This window comes from Photobacterium sp. J15 (genome assembly GCF_963870815.1).
Taxonomy (GTDB): Bacteria; Pseudomonadota; Gammaproteobacteria; order Enterobacterales; family Vibrionaceae; genus Photobacterium; species Photobacterium marinum.
On record NZ_CAWMUI010000003.1, the window covers coordinates 46,144 to 65,967 of the forward strand.

Below are 19,824 nucleotides of genomic sequence, written 5' to 3' on the forward strand. Positions count from 1 at the left end.
ATAAAGCACTAATACGTTGGTGTCCCTCGTTGTGCCAGCCTCTTCATCTAGCACGATGATGCTCTTTATCAATTTAGAGTAATCTCTTTCTACAATGGACTTGTCTGTTAATTGGCCTAAATTATCTAATGCTTCATTATGTGTTTAGTTGGTTAAAGCGCTAACCTATCAGTGGGCTAGAAAGTTGGGTGCAGGTTAATCCCACTCTGGATGATGGCGCCTGAGCGGAGCGTTAGGTACACACTCAAATCCATTCTATTTCGGGGAAGACATGTCAGCAAAGACGGTTAATAAAGAGGCAGCCCAGACAGTATCTCTCCGTCAGTGGATCAGATTAGTTGTGGTGTATCTCTTAATCCCGCTGATTTTATTTATATGCGGTGGGGACCTCGGTTGGTGGCAGGCGTGGCTATTTTCCATGCTGATCTTGGCTGCAGGTATTGGTGGGCGCATATGGGCGGAACAACGACATCCCGGATTAACAGCCGAAAGACAAAATATTGCAAATATTCAAAACGCAAAAACCTGGGACAGAGTACTTGCTCCACTGATGGCTGTGAGTGTCGGGTTTCCTATGGTCATTGTGGCAGGGCTGGACCACCGCTATGACTGGTCCTCCAAATTTGCGTTATGGCTTATTGTAATTGGCTTCATTTTGATCTCGCTCGGATACGCTTTCGCTGCATGGGCATTGGTAGAGAACCGCTTTTTCTCCAGCGTGATGCACATTCAGACGGATCGAGGGCATGTGGTGTGTGATAGTGGCCCATATCGGTTTGTGCGGCATCCGGGTTATGCCGGAAATATTCTTGCACTGTTCGGTATTGTTCTTGCTCTGAGTTCGGTATGGACACTGATTCCTGCGGCGGTGGCATTAATCATCGCGGTGATTAGAACCGTACTCGAAGACCAGACTTTACAGAAAGAGTTGCCGGGCTATCGAGACTATGCGCGACGCGTGCGCTATCGGTTGATTCCTGGGATATACTGAGAGACCTGAGTGGTGATGCCCCAGATCAGAGAATTAGGTCCAACAGAAAGAGTTGCGTGCCGCCTAACTAGGCTGAATCATTTATGTCCATGACTTTCCTAGCTAGAACGTCATGCTAGCTTTCCTAAAATCCTAGTTGGCCAATAAGATTCGAAAGAAGGTCAATATGAGGAAGCAATTATCAGGGGCATGTGGCGGCATAAAAAGGCCATTCAAGCTTGAAGAAATCTGGCGAATCGGAACTCGATTAGTGCTTGAGAAAGATTTGATGCAGCTTGCACTACTTAATCTGGCCATTGATAGTAAATTGAGAGCCAGCGATTTACTTCAACTCAACGTATACGATGTATCATCCCAAGGAGTGATCTACGAGAGGGTGCAATGCATCCAGCAGAAAACTGGTACTGATGTGCATTACGAGAGCACGCCAAGAACGCAGCAAAGTATCAGCCGATGGATCTATTCAGCCTTCTAGAAGCAAGTAGTTACCTTTTTCCTAGTGCTCGTCGAAAGGGGCAACCTATAAGCTACTCGTTTTATCGTTCAATAATCAGGAATTGGGCGAGTAAACTGGGGTTGAATGCAGATTATTATGGAATGCATTCCATACGTCGCACTAAAGCCTCTTTAATCTACGCTAGGACAAATAATATCAGGGCTGTGCAACTCTTGTTGGGTCATTCTAAATTAGATAATACAATCCGTGACCTTGGCGTTGAATTGGAAGATGCTCTGAGGCTTTCAGAGCAAACCGACTGCTAGAGATGGCAATTCAGGCTTTTTGATACACTAAAAAGCCTGTGTTTCAAAGCGTTGCAAGTGTTATTGTCATTAATCGTGAATAGTCTAATTACCGAAATTAATGTAATGTATCTGCTTTATTTACTATGAACATTTAAATTATGAGTGACGTTTTTAAGACACTATTAAACCTGCGTTCTTTGCGCGCTACTGCACGAGAAGAATTTACGTTAGAACAACTTCAAGAGGCCCTTGAGAAACTGCAAACTGTGGTTGCCGAGCGTGAAGAAGCTGAAGCAGGAGCTCGCCAAGCAGAGGAGGAAAAAGAAGAAAAATTAAAGGCATACCGCGATATGCTGATCGCAGATGGTATCGCCCCAGAAGAGTTGCTAGCAACTCTAGCCGACACACCTAAAAAAGCGAAGCGTGCAACTCGTCCAGCTAAGTATAAATTCAACGTTGATGGTAAAGAGCGCACCTGGACAGGCCAAGGTCGCATGCCTGCGCCTCTGAAAGAAGCTATTGAAAACGAAGGAAAACCACTAGATGATTTTCTGATTTAATAGGTGTAAAGCCCTATTTTTGGGGCTTTCACTTGAACTCACCTTATGTTTAACTGATATTTTTCATTATCACCTATCTGACATAACAGTTCACTTCCTTTGTAAATCTTTTCTGCCCCAAAGCTATTTAGAGTAATTGTTCATTCACAGGCTGATAATGTTGCTTAGCGATACCGCTGCTTATACGAGGATGCAGAGGGCTGCTAAGTGTCAGCTACGCTCGCTTTCTCCTAGTAGCAAGTGTTGCGCTATGTTTGGTGACTTTGGATCTAGTAGTTTCAGGAGCGCTAGATCCAAAATCATGTGTGAGAGCTGATCTCTGTTTCTTTCCAATAAAATTGATATTGGTTAAATCAAATTTAAACGACCTTACATAAGACCTTATCAATAGAAGTGGCATTAATTATTGTGGAGAACAAAGGACATTATCATATTGATACCGATTAAATACATAATTACGTCCATTCCAACGCATAACAGGAAAACAGAACCCCGTGCCTACTACCTCAATATCTGGCCAACCGTGAGAATCCTCAGTTGCTATAAACGTAGGTATTCCAACTCCACTGGTGACTAGCTTCCAGCTACTATTATTCAATTTACTGACGAGAGAATAGTGATAGCCAGTATTACCATAACAATAAGTACTACCCTCAGTGATTAGCACTTCTGGTAGGCTATCACCATTTAAATCTCGTACGATTGTTATCTCACCCGAAGATGAGGGGCTAAGTTCATGACAATCACTACGCCAATACTTGCCATCTGAACGATAGCCTGCGGTCTTAAACGCAGCGACTTCATCAGCAGAGGAAAGTTGTGCTGAAAACACGTCTATACTTAATAACATCATTGGAACATATAATAAGAATGTTTTCATTTTTGACTTTACCATTGTCACTGACAGAAAAATCTTGGTAAGGAGGTGACCATCGCTGAGATCAAAATTAGGCGACAGATGCAATATCTTCTAACTTAATTAGTTGTAAGCTATCTTTGTCTAGTTTTCCTACTCTGCCGTTGCGACACATCCTCAACTCTTGGTTTTCGATAATTTTCTCAAACAGGTTACGGATGCCCCGACCATTAGAAAACTTTATTTTGTCTTCAGCGTTAACACCCACTATCATATTTAATAAGTCGTCACTAACCATTTTATCGAGTACATAGGCATTCTTTTCAAAGTTGAGTTTCAATATCTCAGTAAGCTCATTGCTATCGTAGTCATCAAAATGAATCCTACGGTTTAAGCGAGAGCGTAGCCCTTGGTTGCTTTCCATAAGCTCTTCCATTTCATTTTCGTAACCAGCCATAATAACGATTAGATTATCTCTGTCATCTTCCATGCGTTTGATAAGGGTAGTTATGGCTTCTTTACCAAAGTCATTCCCTTCCCCTTTTAATGCATATGCTTCATCAATAAACAGAACTCCACCCAAAGAGCTATCAACCACTCCATTGGTTTTTATTGCAGTATGCCCAACATACTCACCAACAAGATCACTACGTGTAGCCTCAATAAATTTATCACTGCTGGTTAGGCCGAGAGCAAAGAACATCTTGGAAATAATACGTGCCACAACGGTTTTCCCAGTACCAGCATTACCAGTGAAAACCATATGGTAGCTACGTTCACTAATGGGTAGTCCATGAGCCTCACGTTCTTTTTTTATCGCAATCTCACTAACTAGGGCCGTTACACGGGATTTAACCGTATGAAGACCTATCATAGAGTTCAATTCTTCTTGTAGCTCGTTGATGTCCTTAACAGGCTTTGAGCTAACGACTTGCGTCGAAGAACCTGTGATGGGATAACTTCCAGTTATATTTGATGAAGTTGGAACAAATGGGCTTGTTAGATAATCACTATTCATGTAATTACGGACATTGTTAAGATGAGTTTCAATCTTATCAATATATTTCTTGGTTCGAACGTTAATAGAAAGCTCATGAACACGCTGAACATATTTGCAAAAGAAGATATAGTCTTTGGTACCTACTGCTTTATTAGATTTGCGCAAGTCTGTCCAGTCATCGTTTCTGAAAGAAAAGATTACCTCTTCACATAGCATTGTCAGATAGTTGAGTAGTTTGAACTTACCAAACGTATCAAGGGTCTCTCTGTGCTTTTCTGCATCATTAATATTTGCCAAACGCTTTTCGTACATTTCAACAAATAATTTGGTGTTTAGATAGTTACGACTATCTTCTCGCTTGAGCTTATCCCAATCGAAACCATCAAAATCTGCGATAACTCGGTTTGCTTCGACTCTTGCACGATCAAAAGCCAAATTTAGGCATTCTTCAAGTGACTGTGGATCTTCTGGTAAGAATCGTGGCTGAAAGTCGTAGCTTATTCCTGTTAGACTTTTGAATACTGGGAAGGTCAAAAAATCATTTCCGTCGGTATCTTTAGTTTTACTGTTACCAACAAATAGTATATCTGGATCTATTATCATTTTGGTTCTTAGCTTAAATAGTTACTGTTTGAGTCTTCTGCATAGTTAGAGAATCCTCTCATAAAACCTATGTATTATGTATATTAAACAATTCCACTTTTTTGCATGAAAACTTAAGTATTGTGTCAGTAAAGTAAGATCTCATTACTTCATGATCTAACCACTTTAAAGTTATAAAATTAGTCGTCCATTTACTTAATCTGCACCAATCAAGCCTATTGATGTACATAAAGTTACCTGTTGATAATCAGCGCCAGTATACTACTTGCAATACCCCCTCACAACTCAGGTTTGCCATAATTGAAGTTATTCATGGATTGCTAATTTAGCAAATAGGCTGGCAAATTTTTGTCCAATTGTGAGTTTCAGAGCCAGGTGATCCTAACGCTAATCGCTATAAATAGGAAAATAATCAGTACCCAAAATCTGTATCTTGGAAGGCAAATGCACTAAGACATAACTATAAAAACTAATGGAAAGTTATAGCTTTTCACTGTGGCTTTTACTGTTCATTGCTATAATTATCAGTTAGGTCGTATTGCATTTTGCTATTATTAACCAATGAGAATGTATTTAAATCCAACGCATATTGTAGTGTTTTTTTGAACTTGATTTACGTAATGTTATTGATTTCACGGTGGTAAAATCAATAATGCCAACATCTTTAATGCAATCGTAGATGCTAAATCTCCAAGCTTTATTTTTAATTGAGTGCTGTTTAAAACCACCCAATGCAGCATTTGTAAAATGCTAATATAACGATTGAATCTAGCCTGTATTTAATTCGCTGGCTAAGTTAACAAGTTTTTTCACCCTGTGATTACTGTAATGTTAACTTTCAGAAGAGAAAAATTCAGCAGGGTGTTTTATTGAATGTGTTTCTTTGCGATTATATTGAAATGTAACACACCTCCAATGGTTAAAATTGGTTAGTATGGTTGAGTTGTTAGCTTAATTGTTTGTCGCTATATCCATAATAAAGCCTCATTTTTTTGAAGAAATTTGGCATTTTATCGTCAAAAAAACAAACTACATTTTTAATATATAGCTAGAGACAAATAGACTCGTCATTTTCTAAGAGACAAATAGAGTTGCTGCTTTTTGTTAGAGACAAATAGGTGGTCATTTGTCACTTCAGTAGACTAGTAGTGTTATTTATTAAACTGCTAGAGGGAGGATTTTAGTGATGGAAAAAATCGCGTAGCTACAAAAAAATATTTACGATTTAATTGATGAAGAATTTCGTTTTACATCCATGTACAGAAGGCGGGGATGAGGGATGTTGCGAAAAGGGGAGTTGTACGTTCACAAAGAAAGGTCGATTCGTCGGAGAAAACCACGTATGAATTACAGGTGATGTTTCCACGTTATAACTTTTCAATCAGGTGGCATCAAATCAAGTGGGTAGTTCAGTCAGGGAGGCGTCACAGGTTATTGAAGACTGTCCCACAACCAAAATCCAAATCAGGATACAAACGTGGTGATTTTAAGTGTGCTGGTGAATGGGAGCTGGAAATTATCAATGCGTATTGAAGAAGCCTTTCTACCAATAGGATGAAGCTGAAAAAACTTGGCCTTATGCACAAAGTGTTAACTGAATTGACAAAGACTGAAGGTGTTGAGTTTGAACACGTAAATATTTACGAGCGGGTAGAAGTCAGCAAAATGTCCATCAGCGACTACAAGCAACAATTCGCTTAAACACTTCAAAATTTATTGTGATAAAAGGAAGTTCGCATCGAACGTATAGTCAATGGTTAACTGACGCAGGAGGAATTAAAGATTTTCCATGTGGCGCTGAAGCGCCCTAAAAAGCCTCTGGTGCTTTCCGGTATTATATTTTAGTGACTTGTAACCTAAACAGTTTAAAGTCGTCAGGCAGCGTTTGGGGGAGTATCTGAAGGATGATTTGGTCGTACATTCAGCCAAACCCGACATAAAACCAGAAAAACTCTAATGTTGAATGGGGTTGGCATGACGAAAGCAAATGAATTTAAGTTAATTACATGCCGGAACGCAATATGTGGAGATTCCGAAAAGTGCATCTGGATGAGAAGTATTCGATTTATGCGGTTGTAGCTAGCAATTACAAACTAACAACACGACTAGATCTGACAACCTACTCTAAGTCGCTTTTGTCCTGTTTTAAGTTTTATGCGTAGCTTGGTAGTTTGTACCGAGAAAGTTTCAAACACACTTTGTTTACCTCCGCTGGTAAGCTCTTCAGGCCCGTGGTTGGTGTTTGCATAACAACTGCAATTACGTTAGTATCCGCCCGACTAATATTCACTCAACTTGATAAGGAGAACGACAATGCGACGTAATAAATCTTCTTACAAGCCTCGTCTGGGTTAATCCAACCTCTCTGTTTGTTGCCCAGCCTTAGGCTTGTCTATTCACATATATCTATTCAAATTCTGTATGGAATTGGACTATGGGCAACTGTATTCAAAACGTTTCTGCGCGAGCCTCTTTGGTTGCACGCGGGGACACCTGGATCGAAAGCGATGCGATCCAACAATTAATCAAAACCTCTGAACTTTCTGGTGTGATCCGAGCTGTGGGAATGCCTGACTTGCATCCCGGGCGCGGTTATCCGATCGGTGCAGCTTTCTTGAGTGAGGGGTATATCTATCCGGCTCTAGTAGGCAATGATATTGGCTGTGGTATGGCTGTTTGGTCTACGGATCTAGCTGTGTACAAAACTAAGCTGGATAAGCTCGAAAAGCTATTGGGCAATATCGATCAGCCTTTAGGCGATGACTGGCAAGAGATGGTCAGGAAGCGCCAACAAGACAAGCAGGTTCTGCCTGGTGTGTTTGATTCGGCACTGGGAACCATTGGTGGGGGTAATCACTTCGCTGAGCTACAAATGGTTGACGAAGTCTATATGCCGGAGCAACTCGCTGCGGTAAACCTGAGTGTTAAACATCTCTGTTTGCTGGTACACAGCGGTTCACGTGGGTTAGGTGAGCAGATCCTCAGGCAGCATGTAGATAAGTATTCTCATAAAGGGCTGGATGTTGGCTCGGACGCTTTCCATGAGTATGTGGAGCGTCACAATCATGCTTTGCGCTTTGCTGAACTTAATCGTGAGTTCATTGCCAGAAGGCTTTTATCAAACCTAAAGGCTCGTGGTGAAATGATTCTGGACGTCAATCATAACCTTGTTGAGCCGTATTCACTTGGCGCAGGTTGGGTTCACCGTAAGGGGGCGACACCTGCAGAGCAAGGGATGGTGATGATCCCTGGCTCTCGTGGTGATTACAGCTATTTGGTGCAAGCCCGACCTAGTGACACCAGCTTATGTTCTCTGGCTCATGGCGCCGGGCGTAAGTGGATCCGCAGTGGCTGCAAGGCGCGGCTATCGCGTAAGTACACGGTGGAGCAGATGAAGCGTACTGAGCTGGGTGGTCGTGTTATCTGCGGCAGTCGTGAGCTGGTGTACGAGGAAGCGCCTCAGGCGTACAAATCTATCGACAACGTTATCAGTGCGATGAGCGAGGCTGGGTTAATCGATATTGTCGCCCGATTTCGTCCTGTGTTGACCTACAAGACGAGAGGGACGCAGGGATGATGATGTTGCAACTCAGTGCTGGGCAAGGTCCAGCAGAATGCTGTTTGGCTGTTCAGCAGGCGCTAAGACAGCTTGAGAAGGAAGCGATACAGCAAAAGGTGACAATAACGGTGTTGGAGGCTCTTGAAGGGCCGGTGAAAGGCTCCATGCGTTCAGTCCTGGTTGGGCTTGATGGCGATGCTTCAACAACTCTTACAACGCGTTGGGTTGGGTCTGTATTGTGGGTCTGTAAAAGTCCACTGAGACCTAAGCATGGTCGTAAGAACTGGTTTATCAGCTGTCGTTTATTCAAAGACGCTGACGCTGTTTTAGATAGCGAAGTTACCTTCCAGGCGTGCCGTTCCAGCGGTGCAGGTGGGCAGCATGTGAACAAAACCAACTCAGCAGTGCATGCGACGCACTTAGCGACAGGTATTAGTGTCAAGGTTCAGACGGAGCGCAGTCAGCATGCGAATAAGCGTCTTGCGAAGGCATTACTGGCTCACAAGTTGGCTGAGTTAAGGGAGAAGCAGGTCAGTGCTCAAGCCCAAGAGCGTTGGCTGGCACACTTGCAGCTCGAACGCGGAAATCCTGTCCGAGTGTTTAAAGGGGAGAGGTTCAAGGAAGCGTAATCTTTATTAGCCGGCGGTATACATCGCCGGCTTAATTATTAGTGCAATAATGCTCGCAATCGAATATTTGATAGTTCTCTGCTCTATCCGATGTGCGGGTAATTTTGGTGTGTCACTTTTCAGCAACGGTAATACAGTTGATTATTCAATAACAAACGAGTAGGCGGCGCCCACTGTTGCTAATGAGTGACCAGGATTGTATTGCACAATATAACTGCCTGGTTTGAGAACGATATCGTCTACTTGAATATTAAGCACTCCTGCAGGAGAAGAACCAACACTGACATGGCGTAAGTAATCGCTGTTATTCATTACAGGTTGATCACCTTTAAACAGGTAAATCCAGTCAGAACGTGACTGTGGTGAAAGATTTTCAGGTATCTGGTATCTCACGCTAATATTTTGTGTTGTCGCGTTTTGAACAAAGACAGAGGTCGACTGATAGTTCAGCGGGGTGGACTGATTTAATATGGCGGTGGCGACCAGAGAAGTAACGTCATTTTGGCGCATAAACAGCCCAATGCTGTAAAGGCCATCTAATAAATTGACACCGGCATGATTGGTTTCGATTGTTTTATTGGCAAACTGCCCTTGAGATACTCCGTCTAGGTATGTCAAACCAACAATTTCGTTCATCGATTTTGGCGCACTCAGTCCTTCCCATACACCAACAAAGGCTCCCAGACCGCCAAGGTTACTGTTCAGTACTGTTTTTTCATCAATCATTACAGTATTTGAGGACGTAACAACGGCTTTGTTAAGGCTGCTTGTCCAAAGGTTTACTGAACTTTTGAGGTTAAGCAGAGTTTCTTGCAACTCATGTAATGCACTGGCCATTTTTGTTTCCTTTTATTTGATTGTTCAGATAAATGTTCTGGATGTAGCGTTAGTACATCGACCTTTACTTCAGGAAAACGGCAAAATATCCAATCGGCATGTACAATTTGGTGTATATGCGGGCGATATCAAATCAGTTGAGATAAAAGGGCAAACAATAGAGGAAAATAGTTAATCTGAAGGCAGATCCGCGACAATCTGTGGGTTATTGCCCCGTCAAAGCGATGGGCTGTCTGTCCTGGGAGTAACTGAGAGACCGCATAATCTGGGCTAAGTTCTTTCTCTTTAGAGAGCCGCTTTAGGAACAAGGGCCTGAATTTCATTTTACATGAATGAGAAAAGGAGAACGAGTATGTTTACAGCCAACTACATCCAACCACTGAAAGTACGAAATACCCTGCTTGATGGTCTCTTTTACGATGTCGGCAACCTCAGTGATTCTGAGCGTCGTTATTTGACTGAGCAGACTAGCCTGGAAGGCAGTATTTTACTGGTCACTCCGGATGGGCCTGAACAGGGGGTGACGAAGTTTGATGATGCTGCGAGGTTGAGGGAAGCTCCGGGAGATAAACTCAGCCATTTCGCTGTTGCTGGGGTGGGGAGTTCCGATCTGGGGGCGGCTTCTTTGGGTAGGACACTGGCCAACCATTTGCGTGAGCCCGTTGGGGTGATTGTTTCTGGTTATGGCATGGCTGATCTGTTTCAGGAAGCTCTAGGTGGTTGGTTTTTCTTTGGGGCTATTGAACGGCAGATTAGCTGTGATCAGGGGCAGCTAAGTGCATTCAGCGAATTCTGGAAGCAAGTTGCGAAGGATCAGATGAAGAGTCCTGATACTCAGACCCTTATAGAGCTGCTGACGGAGGAAGGACGAACTGTACGCACACTGCTGGGTCACTCTAAAGGCTGTCTGAGTATTGCTTATGCGTTACGTAATATTGCCAGTAGTGGGGATGAAGCTGCCTGGAGTCGGGCTAAGGATATTGAACTGACCACTGTTGGGGCTGTCGTCAATCTGCCGGATGGGATGAGTAATACGACTCAGCTGATTGGTTCCTTTGACTGGTTTGGTGGCATGAACTCTGCCTTAGACCAGCCACATATCAAGGTTCCTAAAGCGGGGCATCACTTAAATACACAGTGGTTGATGTCATTAGATCTCGCTAAATCACTTAAGAAACAAAATATTCAAAGTTAGGTGCAGTGTTTGTGGTTTAGTTGGATCTGGCTACACCTCAGCGAAAGTTTGAGTGTTGTGCTAACAAGTTACGACTGTCTATACGGGTAGTATGGCGGTTACGCAATTGCTTTGACTTTACGCTGAGGTTGCTTTGGCTGCGACTTATCGTGAACTGCGTCTTTGAATGGTTTTTTTAGGAGTGTGGAGTTGTGACAGGGTGGCTGCTGCCGGTTAGTACAATCGGCCAGCAAGCGGTGAGTTGTGTCTGAAAGTCATGGGTCTTCTCTGAGCGTCAGCTTGAGAGGAAGGAGCCGCCAGTCGAATTTGTATAGTGACGGTGTCACGTTATTTTGTTGTTCCGGGCCTTATTCGAAATAAATTTTGGCGCTGAAGCTCATAACTTGATACGGATCGGGTAGGCAGGTAAGTCTTAATATGCAATCACTTGAGTTGCAAGGCGCGCTGGGTTAAATATACAGGCAGGCTGTAAGTTTTTGATATTAGTAGGTTGCGCTTACCGGGAGGGGGGATGAGTAATCACAGTGATCATAACGGTTGGGAGATATTGTCGAGTACTCATACCCGTCCTATCTTGGCCCGTCGATTAATAGAACAAATCAAAAAAGGTTCAGATTTAACTAACGGGATTACCCGTCAGGAAATCGCAGAAGATAATAACCGTTACCGTTGTGCGCACTGCCTGGTACCCGTACATTTAGCCGGGGGGACACATGAAGGTAAAGGTTCGCAGTGCCTTCATTTCCGTCACTTTACAAAATCCCTCGAGCATAAGCAGAAAGTTGAAGACTGTCCTTTTTGTCATCCTGATCGTGAGCAGCGTAAGTTATACAATGAAGTCTTTCGTGGTGAGGGGGACTGGCATCTCAGTCATAAGGAAAAAGTGGCGGAGATTTTGTCCGGCGATCCGCGTATTGATGCGGACTCAGTGGCAATGCAGCCTTATATCTTCAAGCGAGACCACGAGATTAATACCCACCGCAAGCCAGATATTTACTGTTGCGATAAGGATGGTAATCACTGGGTCTTTGAACTGACCCGTTGGTGGCTGAACCCTGAAACCGCCCTTGCTCGTCAGCGCTTCTACCGTCAGTTGGGATACAACTTGGTCTGGCTGTTCAGCCCTGATTGTCAAGAGAAGAACCGTTCGACATTTCATCTGTTGCTCTATGGTGCTAATTACCGCGAAGATTTGCCGCCAGAAAGGTTAGGGCAGGACGGTGCTCAGTTTAATGCATTTGTGTTATCTGAAGCTGCTATCAGCCAGAGTGAATCTGAGGGGGCTCTGAATTTGGAGGTGGTCTACCCGCACTTCAAGGTTGATGAGACGATTGGAGCTATCGATATCACTTATCAGCGCCAAATCATGAGTATGCATTCGCTGTCTCTTTCTCCTAAGGAAAGATTACCGTTCGGGGTTATGACGGCGGTTCAGTTGCAGCAGGCTAAAACTCATCTGGATGCTGCCCGGGAGATTCTTGCCCGGCAGGAAGAAGAGGAGCAACGCCAGCAACAGGCGTCTGTGCTCAGTAGCATCCGTCGGGATCTCAGCCAGCTTCGCCGTTTGCTCCGCCGGGTGCCGATGAATGATGTTCTTGTTGAACAATGCCGTGAATTACTGAAGCAATGCAGTGGGGATAAGCTGAATGTTTTTCCTGTCCCACGAACATTGCGGATCCGGTTGGTTATAGCAAGGGCAGAAAGCAAAGTGCAAGCTGTTGTAGACAGTTACCTCAGTGAGAAAGCAGCCAAAGAGGTACAGCAGCAGGAGTTGAAGGAAAAGGCTCGGGCATTTGTTAAACAAATCCGGGGAAAATCGCTGGATCCAAAAAGTGAGTTCAGTGACCAAGGACGGCAACTCTTCAGACAGTTGAAATTGCTTGAGCTGGATGAGGCGGCAAGTCGGCTGAAGTCTGTCTGTCATAACTGTCATCACTGTTACATTATTGAATATACTGACTCGCTCCAACTGGCTCTGGCACATCAGCAATCGGATCAGTGGTTATCTGATAGCCGGAAGCGGGTAATGTCGCTAATCCGTTATACAAAAGCATTTCAAGAAGTGGAGTTGCAGTCACTACTGGAAAAATTACTTCCTGCGTTCGATAACCACGCTGCCTATCTTGCTTACTGTCGTCTGGCCGCAGAGCTGACAAAATCCGAGTTGAGACCGGGTTTATTGGATGAGATTCTCGGGATGAATGATTCACTGATGATTGCCAGCCTCAGGCAGCAGGCCAATAACTTAATGACAACAATGGTGCGTCGTTATCAGGCTAAAGGCCGGGAGGACTTTGCTAAGTTTTCAGTGTGGGACAGAAATACTGACTACGATAATACTCTTCCTCTGCTTGTTCAGTGCTCGGAAGGTATGCCAGTGGCGATAACCACACTGCTTGGTTGTAAGGATGAGTCTCTGCAATATCTGCCACTCCTCCGGAATAGCTATGTGGGTCTGGCGCAAGAGGCTGCCACGATTTTTTTTGACTCCATCTGTAAGGCTCTGACCGACATCTTCAGCAAGGTTAGCCGAGAAGGGTATAGCTATGATGAAGATGACTGTCTGGCTGCGAAAAAAGTATTAGAAGACTTTGATCTCTATGCCTCATCATTTCAAACAGACGCAAAAGAAATTGATATTAAAAGATTGTTTTATAAGCGTTATGGCAAGCAGTTGGATTGGTTATGTAAGGTGTTTAAGAGTTATGAAGAGATACGGACTAGCTCTTCCTTCGAGCCTATCACCTGACGCATTGTTGCTTTTGGCTCCCGCCGGGTGATGGTGCGACGCGTTCCATCGTTCGCTCGCATGGGCTCCCGTCTTGATGAAGCACCTCTTACCATCTTCAATTGTCTGAGATGGTCTAGTTTTTATGGGTTTTTTGCACTTAAGTACCAGTACGGTAGCTACGTGAAAGCAGGCATGCAGCCTAATACTTTGTTATGTTCTAAGGAGAAAAATGAAACTTTCAGCTTTGATTAGTTTGATACTTTTGACAGGGTGTACTTCTAGCCAGGTTGCACCAATAGAGGTGCACATCTACGAAGTTAGTGATAACAGCTACAATTTGATAGCTATTAGTGAAAAGAAACTAACGAGCTCAAATAATGAAATCGATAGTGTTTTCGAGGAAAAGATTAATGAGCTTTGCCCATATGGTTATTTAATTTCAGAGCCAACAGGGATTAATGGTTCAAATGACGAATCGAGAAAGAGAAACATGGAGCACTATATCAAGAAAAACGCAGTCAAAAGTGCCTATAGTTACTCTAAAAGTGTAAATTGCACGATATGATTGCAAGCATAACAAGTAATCATGGTAAGCCGTTGCCCTCGGTGGTTTTGGTATGATGTTCACTGTGCTTTGCTAGCTAAGCGGGGCATACCTTATCGCAGGCGTTATATTTTGTGGGGACAACAATGAATCTCAATATTGTTACAGTTGAAGCTAGTCATCAAGATATAGGGTGTTTGATAAGTGAATGGAAAAGAGAAGCACCAGAATCTTTGGGTACAAATTCTGAATCAGCAGCTTCCTTTGCTAGCTTTGCTTGTATCGCCATTAACTCAGAATCTAATGAAAGTGTTGGATTTGCTTTAGCTGGTGAACAGCAAGGAAAAAATGTAATAGATTTAGTTTACGTCGCTAAAGGAAACAAAGGGAATCAAATTGGTAAGAGCCTAATCCAATATGTTGAGCAAAACTATGCTCAACAGAATACTTTCCTTTATGTAACTGTATGTTCTTCACAAGACGGACGACATGAGAAGCTTGTTAGCTATTATCATAAGCTCGGTTATAAGCGTAATAAAGCTACTGAAGAATTTGTCGAACTGGCAAAACAAATATAACAAAGCATTTAAGAGTGATTCTCAACGCTTGGCATTTTCATTCTAGGTCAAGTTTAGTGTGAATGGCACAATGGTTTAGGTAAGGTGGTCCCCAGATGGAGTAATCAATCCATAGGGAATTTTTGTTTCTGGTGGAGTACACGCATAATTCGGATGATATCGCCTTCAACCCAGTACGATACGATCATTGAAATCTCAGGAATAATGAGCAATCGTCCGCGGATACCACCCCGTTGTACTCCCATAAGAGGTTGCTCTAGTAAGTTTTCTACTTTTGCTTCGATGAGGCTGTCAGTTTTCTCTGCGACATCACGGTTGAAATCATAGAGAAATTCAAAGATTTTTTCGCGGTCATTAAGTGAATCTTCTTCCCATAAAATCATTGCTTACCTCGATTGCGGATCCTGGCTTTTCGCTCTTCCATTCGAGATTTAGCAGTTTGGTGCTCAACGAAAACTGCTTTTCCTGAGTCAAACTTCTCAAATGCTAGGTTTACTTGTTCAGTTAGCCATGCATCGTGAGATAATGTTTTTCTTTGTTGTTCAGCGAGTTGTTCCGTAAGTTCACGGCAAGCATCACTCAGTGTGCGACCTTGGCTTTCAGCCATTTGTTGAGCTAGGCGTTTTGTTTCCTCATCAACACGAAATTGAATTCTAGTGTCCATGATGTATTCCTTTGTTTGTGTGTGTACAAATGTTAGCACTAGCTTTTGAGATGGGCAACTAACAAACAATTTAAGAGTGATTCGGCACGTGTGGCATTTTTACTATGCGTTGGTTTTAGTGATTAAGGTGGTATGCGGAGGCTTGGGTATTGCATGCCTCACACCTTAATCGGGCGTTACCCATACTTTCTTTAATCCAACGAGACGGTTATCGCCTTCTCACTGGAAAATCCGCATCTGGGTCAAGTTCAAATCGCAGCCCAACTAAGGAAAAAGCACGGGATAGAGATAAGCCAGTCTACGGTTCGGTGTATTTGGCTAAGGCATAAAATTAATACGGTGGCCCTACGAGTAGATAGAGCAAAATCATCGCTAGCTGCTGCTTAGCGATGATTATCAGTTGAGAGTTCCATGCGGAGACTGGGTACGCTGGAACGATAAAGCCCCTCTGTAATTAGTCCGTCAGTCTCCCTCTGTAATCACATCCGTACACCTTATTACTACACTTCAGTAGCTAAATAAATTTCAATATCAGGTTAAGCTTTGCACGTTGTGAGTTAAATCAAATGATGTAATTCAAAACCTCTGCGAAAGTTAAGCTATCTTCACTCATATCCTCTGGCGCAGTTAGCACATATTATCCTTACTAGGGGATACCTCTGTCTCTATCCCCTTGTGGGGATAACTTCTCCTTTATCCTTTACAGGGGATATGAACTTAATTATCCTTTAGTGAGGATAACGAGATTTGAGATATCTACTGATGATTTACAGCCCAAAACAGTTAGCTAACCAGTTAAGGTTACTAAGACTCCAACACAACTGGACACAAGAAGATGTGGCTAAGCGTGTTGGCGTGAAACAATCAACTATTTCCAATTTCGAAAATAATCCAGATAAAATTCAATTAATTACCTTGTTTAAGATTCTTCAAGCTTTGAAAGTTGAGTTACAGATTGTGGTGCAAAGCCAAAAGATCAATGTTGAGCCTGAAGATGATGAGGATTGGTGATGAAGAAGTTATTCACTTACATGAATAATGATTTGGTGGGCGAGTTTATCAAACAGTCTAATGGTGCCCATCAGTTTCGATACTCGCCAGAATGGATTAACAGCCATCGTGCGCGAGCTTTATCGCTTTCACTGCCTCTACAATATGACAAGATCACATCAGACTCAGTAATCAACTATTTTGATAATCTATTGCCAGATCTTCCTGAAGTGAGAGCAAAGATTGTTGCTAGGCATCATGCTGATTCAACTCAGGCATTTGATTTACTATCAATGATCGGGAGAGATAGTGTTGGCGCTATCACTCTGCTTCCCCCGGACGCCATTCAGGATGTCAAAAAGCTGGAATATGAAGAGCTGTCAGAAGAACGGCTTGAGCGTATTCTATCGGCTTACATGTCAAATGCGCCGCTCGGGATGCTTGAAGACGATGATGAGTTCAGGATTTCAGTGGCCGGTGCACAAGAGAAAACCGCACTTCTACGCATCGGTCAAACATGGTGTGTTCCACATGGTAGCACTCCAACGACCCACATTATTAAATTACCTATCGGTGAAATTCGTCAGCCTCATGCCACTTTGGATATGAAAGACAGTGTGGAAAACGAATTCTTGTGCATAGAGCTTGCCCGGGAACTTGGCTTTAAGGTGCCGGAAGTTGAAATCGTGCGCGCGGGCAAGATGAAGGCCATCGCTGTCGAGCGTTTTGACAGACGTTGGGCTAAGGATTCGAGTTGGTTGATTAGGCTACCTCAGGAAGATATCTGCCAGGCTCAGGGTAAGCCGTCAGCACTTAAATATGAAAGTGATGGTGGTGCGAGTATTAAAGAGATCATGGCGCTTCTGATGGGGTCTAGTAACGCATTGCAGGACCGAGATGATTTTATGCGTTTTCAGGTGTTCCAGTGGATTGTTGGAGCGACCGATGGGCATGCGAAGAACTTTTCAATTTACCTGGAACAAGGTGGGGCGTATCGGCTTACTCCTTTTTACGACATACTCTCAGCCTATCCAATTGTCGGTGGCTCAGGATTAAATATTCGTAAACTCAAGTTGGCGATGGGGCTAAAAGCTTCAAAAGGCAAAAAATATCAAATCGATAAGATCTATGCTCGTCACTTTATCGCAACTGCTAGTGATGTTGGTTTCAGCAAAGAGCGAATGAGTGAAATACTTGATGATTTTGTTGTGGCGCTACCAGCAGCGATAGAGCGCCTTGATAAGCGTTTACCGGAAAACTTTCCCGCAAATATAAAAAAAGTAATATTTGAGCACTCACTTGCACGAGTTAAGCGACTAGCTTTAGGATAAGCTTCGCATTGCCCCAATGCTGAGCAAGTCGCTTCCAATGCTATAAATATTGACGAGGCTTTGAGCTATATAAATTACCGGACCTACTTTGTTTGTGAATGCGACAATGAAAAAAGACGGTTTGTGCGTTGACCTGTAAGAAAAAATCAGAGGCGTCATATGCGCCTCTGGCTAGTATATTCTTAGGTAACAGAGCCGCAGCCAATGGTAAAGGCGTCACCCATCTTAAGAGGGGGCATTTTGCGGTTACCAATTCCTGGTGCTGCTTCGTAGTTGTGGTTTACATCTGTTGCAATTAATACGTCTGGCTTAAGCTCGCCCACTAACTGCCAGTGAAAAGCTTTTTATCAAAAGATGCCTATACTACTTTCTGTCAGAATAAGCTGCTGATGTATGGGGTTAGTTCATTAAGAGTTTGTGAGATATCCCAGTGCTGGTGGTTGGATTGCCAAGCTCCAATATTCATTGATCTAAACGAAAATGGCCAGTTGGCAATAAAGCTGATACCTCATTGCAAGATACTCCGTAGTTAGTTAGTTCGTTCGTAACTAATAAGCGCATTTGTGCCTTCTGTTAATCCCTTGTTCTTAAAAGAGCTGTTGTGGCTGTTTGTGATTTTGGCAAAGAAGATCGTGTTTGCCAAAGGTTTTGCCTCTTTCAAATACTGCCTTACTTCTACTACATGATAGAATGAAGAAAATAGAAGTCATTGCTCCTCTCGCTGTTGGGGAAATGACAATAATGGCATAAGTGCCCACAAATGCAGCTTTGTTCCCTCTGAGGGTGAAAAGGACCATGTTGATGTTCCTGTGGGGGAAGGTTACTTATGAGTTGTTGTTTAATGCAGTTGCATTAATTAGTGACGTGTATGATAAAAATATTTATTAAGATATATATCCTGTGTGCATTTATTCTTCTTGCTGTAATTCTCTATAAGAACAACGAATACTCAGAGATGGCGCTAGGGGATAAGGTAAATCAAACCATTTATTCTGAAAAGCGTGTGCACTATCCCAAAGGGATAGAGACGTATAAGTATATGACAACCTTTGAAGAGAAGCTTTTCGGTTATTACGATGTGGATTCATCAATTATAGGAAGTACGCTTAAAAAAAGGTCGTATAAAACGTCATCCCTGTTTTTTTGGAGTGACGATGTGTATTCACTTAAAACTAAATCGCATGAGCATGTAACCGGTGACGACTTTGAGCATGATTTTAGTGAAGCACACCTTTTAAATCATGAGCATGAGGAGTTTTACCAAATTATTTATAATCGAGATAAATTTATTTGTAGCACAAATATTTCGACAGATTCCGTTCAGTGTTTTCAGTTTATGCGATAATAGTGGCTTGCCACTCATTGAAACTCCTAGCATTTCTAAGCAGTCTAAGTGGTATTGGTGTAACCAAGTAGAAAAAAGGGTATATAAAAATGAAGGATATCTTAGAGCAGGCTATTGAACTTCGAAAGCAAGGTGCATTTGAGGCAAGCCGCGCCTTGCTGATGCCACTGCTGTCAACTCCAGCGACAAAAGGTCGGGCACATTTACATATGGCTTGGTCATTTGATAATCAGGGGAAAGAAGCTCAAGCATCGAGCATTATTTAAAGGCGTTGGATGGCCATTTAACAGAGACTGAGATTTTTGATGGCTTATTTGGACTTGCTAGTACGTACAGAAGCTTAGGCTTTTACGAAAAGGCGATAGTTGTTTTTGAGAACATCATAAACCAATACCCTGATGCGATTGAGGCTAAACCATTTTACGCTATGTGTTTATACAACATAGGCCGATATAAAGAGGCAACTGCGCTATTACTGAATCTATTGCTTGAGACCACTGATGAGGCAGCAATTTTAAAGTATAAAAGGGCAATTGCGCTCTATGCTGAAGATTTGGATCGCACTTGGTAGTTTTTTCAGTGGCGTGGCTATTAGCTTAGTAGGAATGTCTATTGTGGTTATTTTTACATAGCTATTTGCAGTATATTGTAATTAGCATTTTTGTGA

At 42.8% G+C, this 19,824-nt stretch carries 17 protein-coding genes and 2 pseudogenes; 14 read left to right on the plus strand and 5 right to left on the minus strand.

The genetic code is table 11. The annotated features are described in order from the left end of the window. Positions 1-271 precede the first annotated feature (271 nt). The 3 genes and pseudogenes from AACQ93_RS25110 (at position 272) to AACQ93_RS25120 (ending at position 2,295) form a co-directional block, all read left to right on the plus strand. The gene (locus tag AACQ93_RS25110) at positions 272-991 is read left to right on the plus strand and encodes a methyltransferase family protein (RefSeq protein ID WP_064609827.1); all 720 of its coding nucleotides are present in this window, start codon (positions 272-274) and stop codon (positions 989-991) included. Positions 992-1,157: 166 nt separating this feature from the next. After that, a pseudogene (locus tag AACQ93_RS25115) lies at positions 1,158-1,753 on the plus strand (tyrosine-type recombinase/integrase). A 140-nt stretch (positions 1,754-1,893) separates the two neighbouring features. Then, entirely contained in the window at positions 1,894-2,295 is a 402-nt protein-coding gene (locus AACQ93_RS25120) for an H-NS family histone-like protein (RefSeq protein WP_064609829.1), read from the plus strand. A gap of 403 nt (positions 2,296-2,698) precedes the next feature. On the opposite strand, the gene AACQ93_RS25125 is transcribed toward AACQ93_RS25120, so the two are convergent. Next, the gene (locus tag AACQ93_RS25125) at positions 2,699-3,175 is read right to left on the minus strand and encodes a hypothetical protein (RefSeq protein ID WP_084419530.1); all 477 of its coding nucleotides are present in this window, start codon (positions 3,173-3,175) and stop codon (positions 2,699-2,701) included. A gap of 67 nt (positions 3,176-3,242) precedes the next feature. Then, on the minus strand, positions 3,243-4,754 hold the full coding sequence (locus AACQ93_RS25130) for an AAA family ATPase (RefSeq protein WP_064609831.1): 1,512 nt from the start codon (positions 4,752-4,754) through the stop codon (positions 3,243-3,245). Positions 4,755-6,026: 1,272 nt separating this feature from the next. Between AACQ93_RS25130 and mobI the strand changes: the two genes are divergently transcribed. The 3 genes from mobI (at position 6,027) to prfH (ending at position 8,942) form a co-directional block, all read left to right on the plus strand. Continuing rightward, positions 6,027-6,287 carry a conjugative transfer protein MobI(A/C) gene (gene mobI, locus AACQ93_RS25510; RefSeq protein ID WP_064609833.1) on the plus strand — a complete coding sequence of 87 codons (261 nt, stop codon included), beginning with the start codon at positions 6,027-6,029 and terminating at the stop codon, positions 6,285-6,287. 901 nt (positions 6,288-7,188) lie between these two features. Further along, positions 7,189-8,331 carry an RNA ligase RtcB family protein gene (locus tag AACQ93_RS25135; protein ID WP_064609835.1) on the plus strand — a complete coding sequence of 381 codons (1,143 nt, stop codon included), beginning with the start codon at positions 7,189-7,191 and terminating at the stop codon, positions 8,329-8,331. After that, positions 8,328-8,942, plus strand: coding sequence for a peptide chain release factor H (gene prfH, locus AACQ93_RS25140; protein WP_064609837.1), 615 nt, complete (start codon positions 8,328-8,330; stop codon positions 8,940-8,942). Before AACQ93_RS25135 ends, prfH begins: the two co-directional genes overlap by 4 nt. Positions 8,943-9,083: 141 nt before the next feature. Here the strand turns inward: prfH and AACQ93_RS25145 are convergent, their stop codons facing one another. After that, a complete protein-coding gene (locus AACQ93_RS25145; RefSeq protein ID WP_007468076.1) occupies positions 9,084-9,779 on the minus strand; it encodes a hypothetical protein in 696 nt (231 codons plus the stop codon). A gap of 352 nt (positions 9,780-10,131) precedes the next feature. On the opposite strand from AACQ93_RS25145, the gene AACQ93_RS25150 reads away from it, so the two are divergent. The 4 genes from AACQ93_RS25150 (at position 10,132) to AACQ93_RS25165 (ending at position 14,827) form a co-directional block, all read left to right on the plus strand. Then, a complete protein-coding gene (locus tag AACQ93_RS25150) occupies positions 10,132-10,974 on the plus strand; it encodes a hypothetical protein (RefSeq protein ID WP_064609838.1) in 843 nt (280 codons plus the stop codon). A 511-nt stretch (positions 10,975-11,485) separates the two neighbouring features. Next, positions 11,486-13,723, plus strand: a complete 2,238-nt coding sequence (locus AACQ93_RS25155) for a DUF6035 family protein (protein WP_064609840.1) — start codon at positions 11,486-11,488, stop codon at positions 13,721-13,723. A 211-nt stretch (positions 13,724-13,934) separates the two neighbouring features. Further along, complete coding sequence (locus AACQ93_RS25160) at positions 13,935-14,270, plus strand: hypothetical protein (RefSeq protein ID WP_064609842.1); 336 nt, start codon at positions 13,935-13,937, stop codon at positions 14,268-14,270. A 125-nt stretch (positions 14,271-14,395) separates the two neighbouring features. After that, positions 14,396-14,827, plus strand: a complete 432-nt coding sequence (locus AACQ93_RS25165) for a GNAT family N-acetyltransferase (RefSeq protein ID WP_064609847.1) — start codon at positions 14,396-14,398, stop codon at positions 14,825-14,827. 104 nt (positions 14,828-14,931) lie between these two features. Here the strand turns inward: AACQ93_RS25165 and AACQ93_RS25170 are convergent, their stop codons facing one another. Both AACQ93_RS25170 and AACQ93_RS25175 read right to left on the minus strand, forming a co-directional pair. Further along, a complete protein-coding gene (locus AACQ93_RS25170) occupies positions 14,932-15,210 on the minus strand; it encodes a type II toxin-antitoxin system RelE/ParE family toxin (RefSeq protein ID WP_064609848.1) in 279 nt (92 codons plus the stop codon). After that, complete coding sequence (locus AACQ93_RS25175) at positions 15,207-15,491, minus strand: type II toxin-antitoxin system RelB/DinJ family antitoxin (protein ID WP_007468083.1); 285 nt, start codon at positions 15,489-15,491, stop codon at positions 15,207-15,209. Before AACQ93_RS25175 ends, AACQ93_RS25170 begins: the two co-directional genes overlap by 4 nt. A gap of 762 nt (positions 15,492-16,253) precedes the next feature. Here AACQ93_RS25175 and hipB point away from each other — a divergent pair. From hipB to AACQ93_RS25195, 4 genes and pseudogenes are all read left to right on the plus strand, one after another. Further along, positions 16,254-16,502 carry a type II toxin-antitoxin system antitoxin HipB gene (gene hipB / locus AACQ93_RS25180; protein ID WP_064609850.1) on the plus strand — a complete coding sequence of 83 codons (249 nt, stop codon included), beginning with the start codon at positions 16,254-16,256 and terminating at the stop codon, positions 16,500-16,502. Next, complete coding sequence (locus AACQ93_RS25185) at positions 16,502-17,812, plus strand: type II toxin-antitoxin system HipA family toxin (protein WP_064609855.1); 1,311 nt, start codon at positions 16,502-16,504, stop codon at positions 17,810-17,812. The genes hipB and AACQ93_RS25185 overlap by 1 nt, the downstream gene beginning before the upstream one ends. An 868-nt stretch (positions 17,813-18,680) precedes the next feature. Then, a complete protein-coding gene (locus AACQ93_RS25190; RefSeq protein WP_064609858.1) occupies positions 18,681-19,157 on the plus strand; it encodes a hypothetical protein in 477 nt (158 codons plus the stop codon). Between the two features lie 89 nt (positions 19,158-19,246). After that, a pseudogene (locus AACQ93_RS25195) lies at positions 19,247-19,728 on the plus strand (tetratricopeptide repeat protein). Positions 19,729-19,824: the final 96 nt, after the last annotated feature.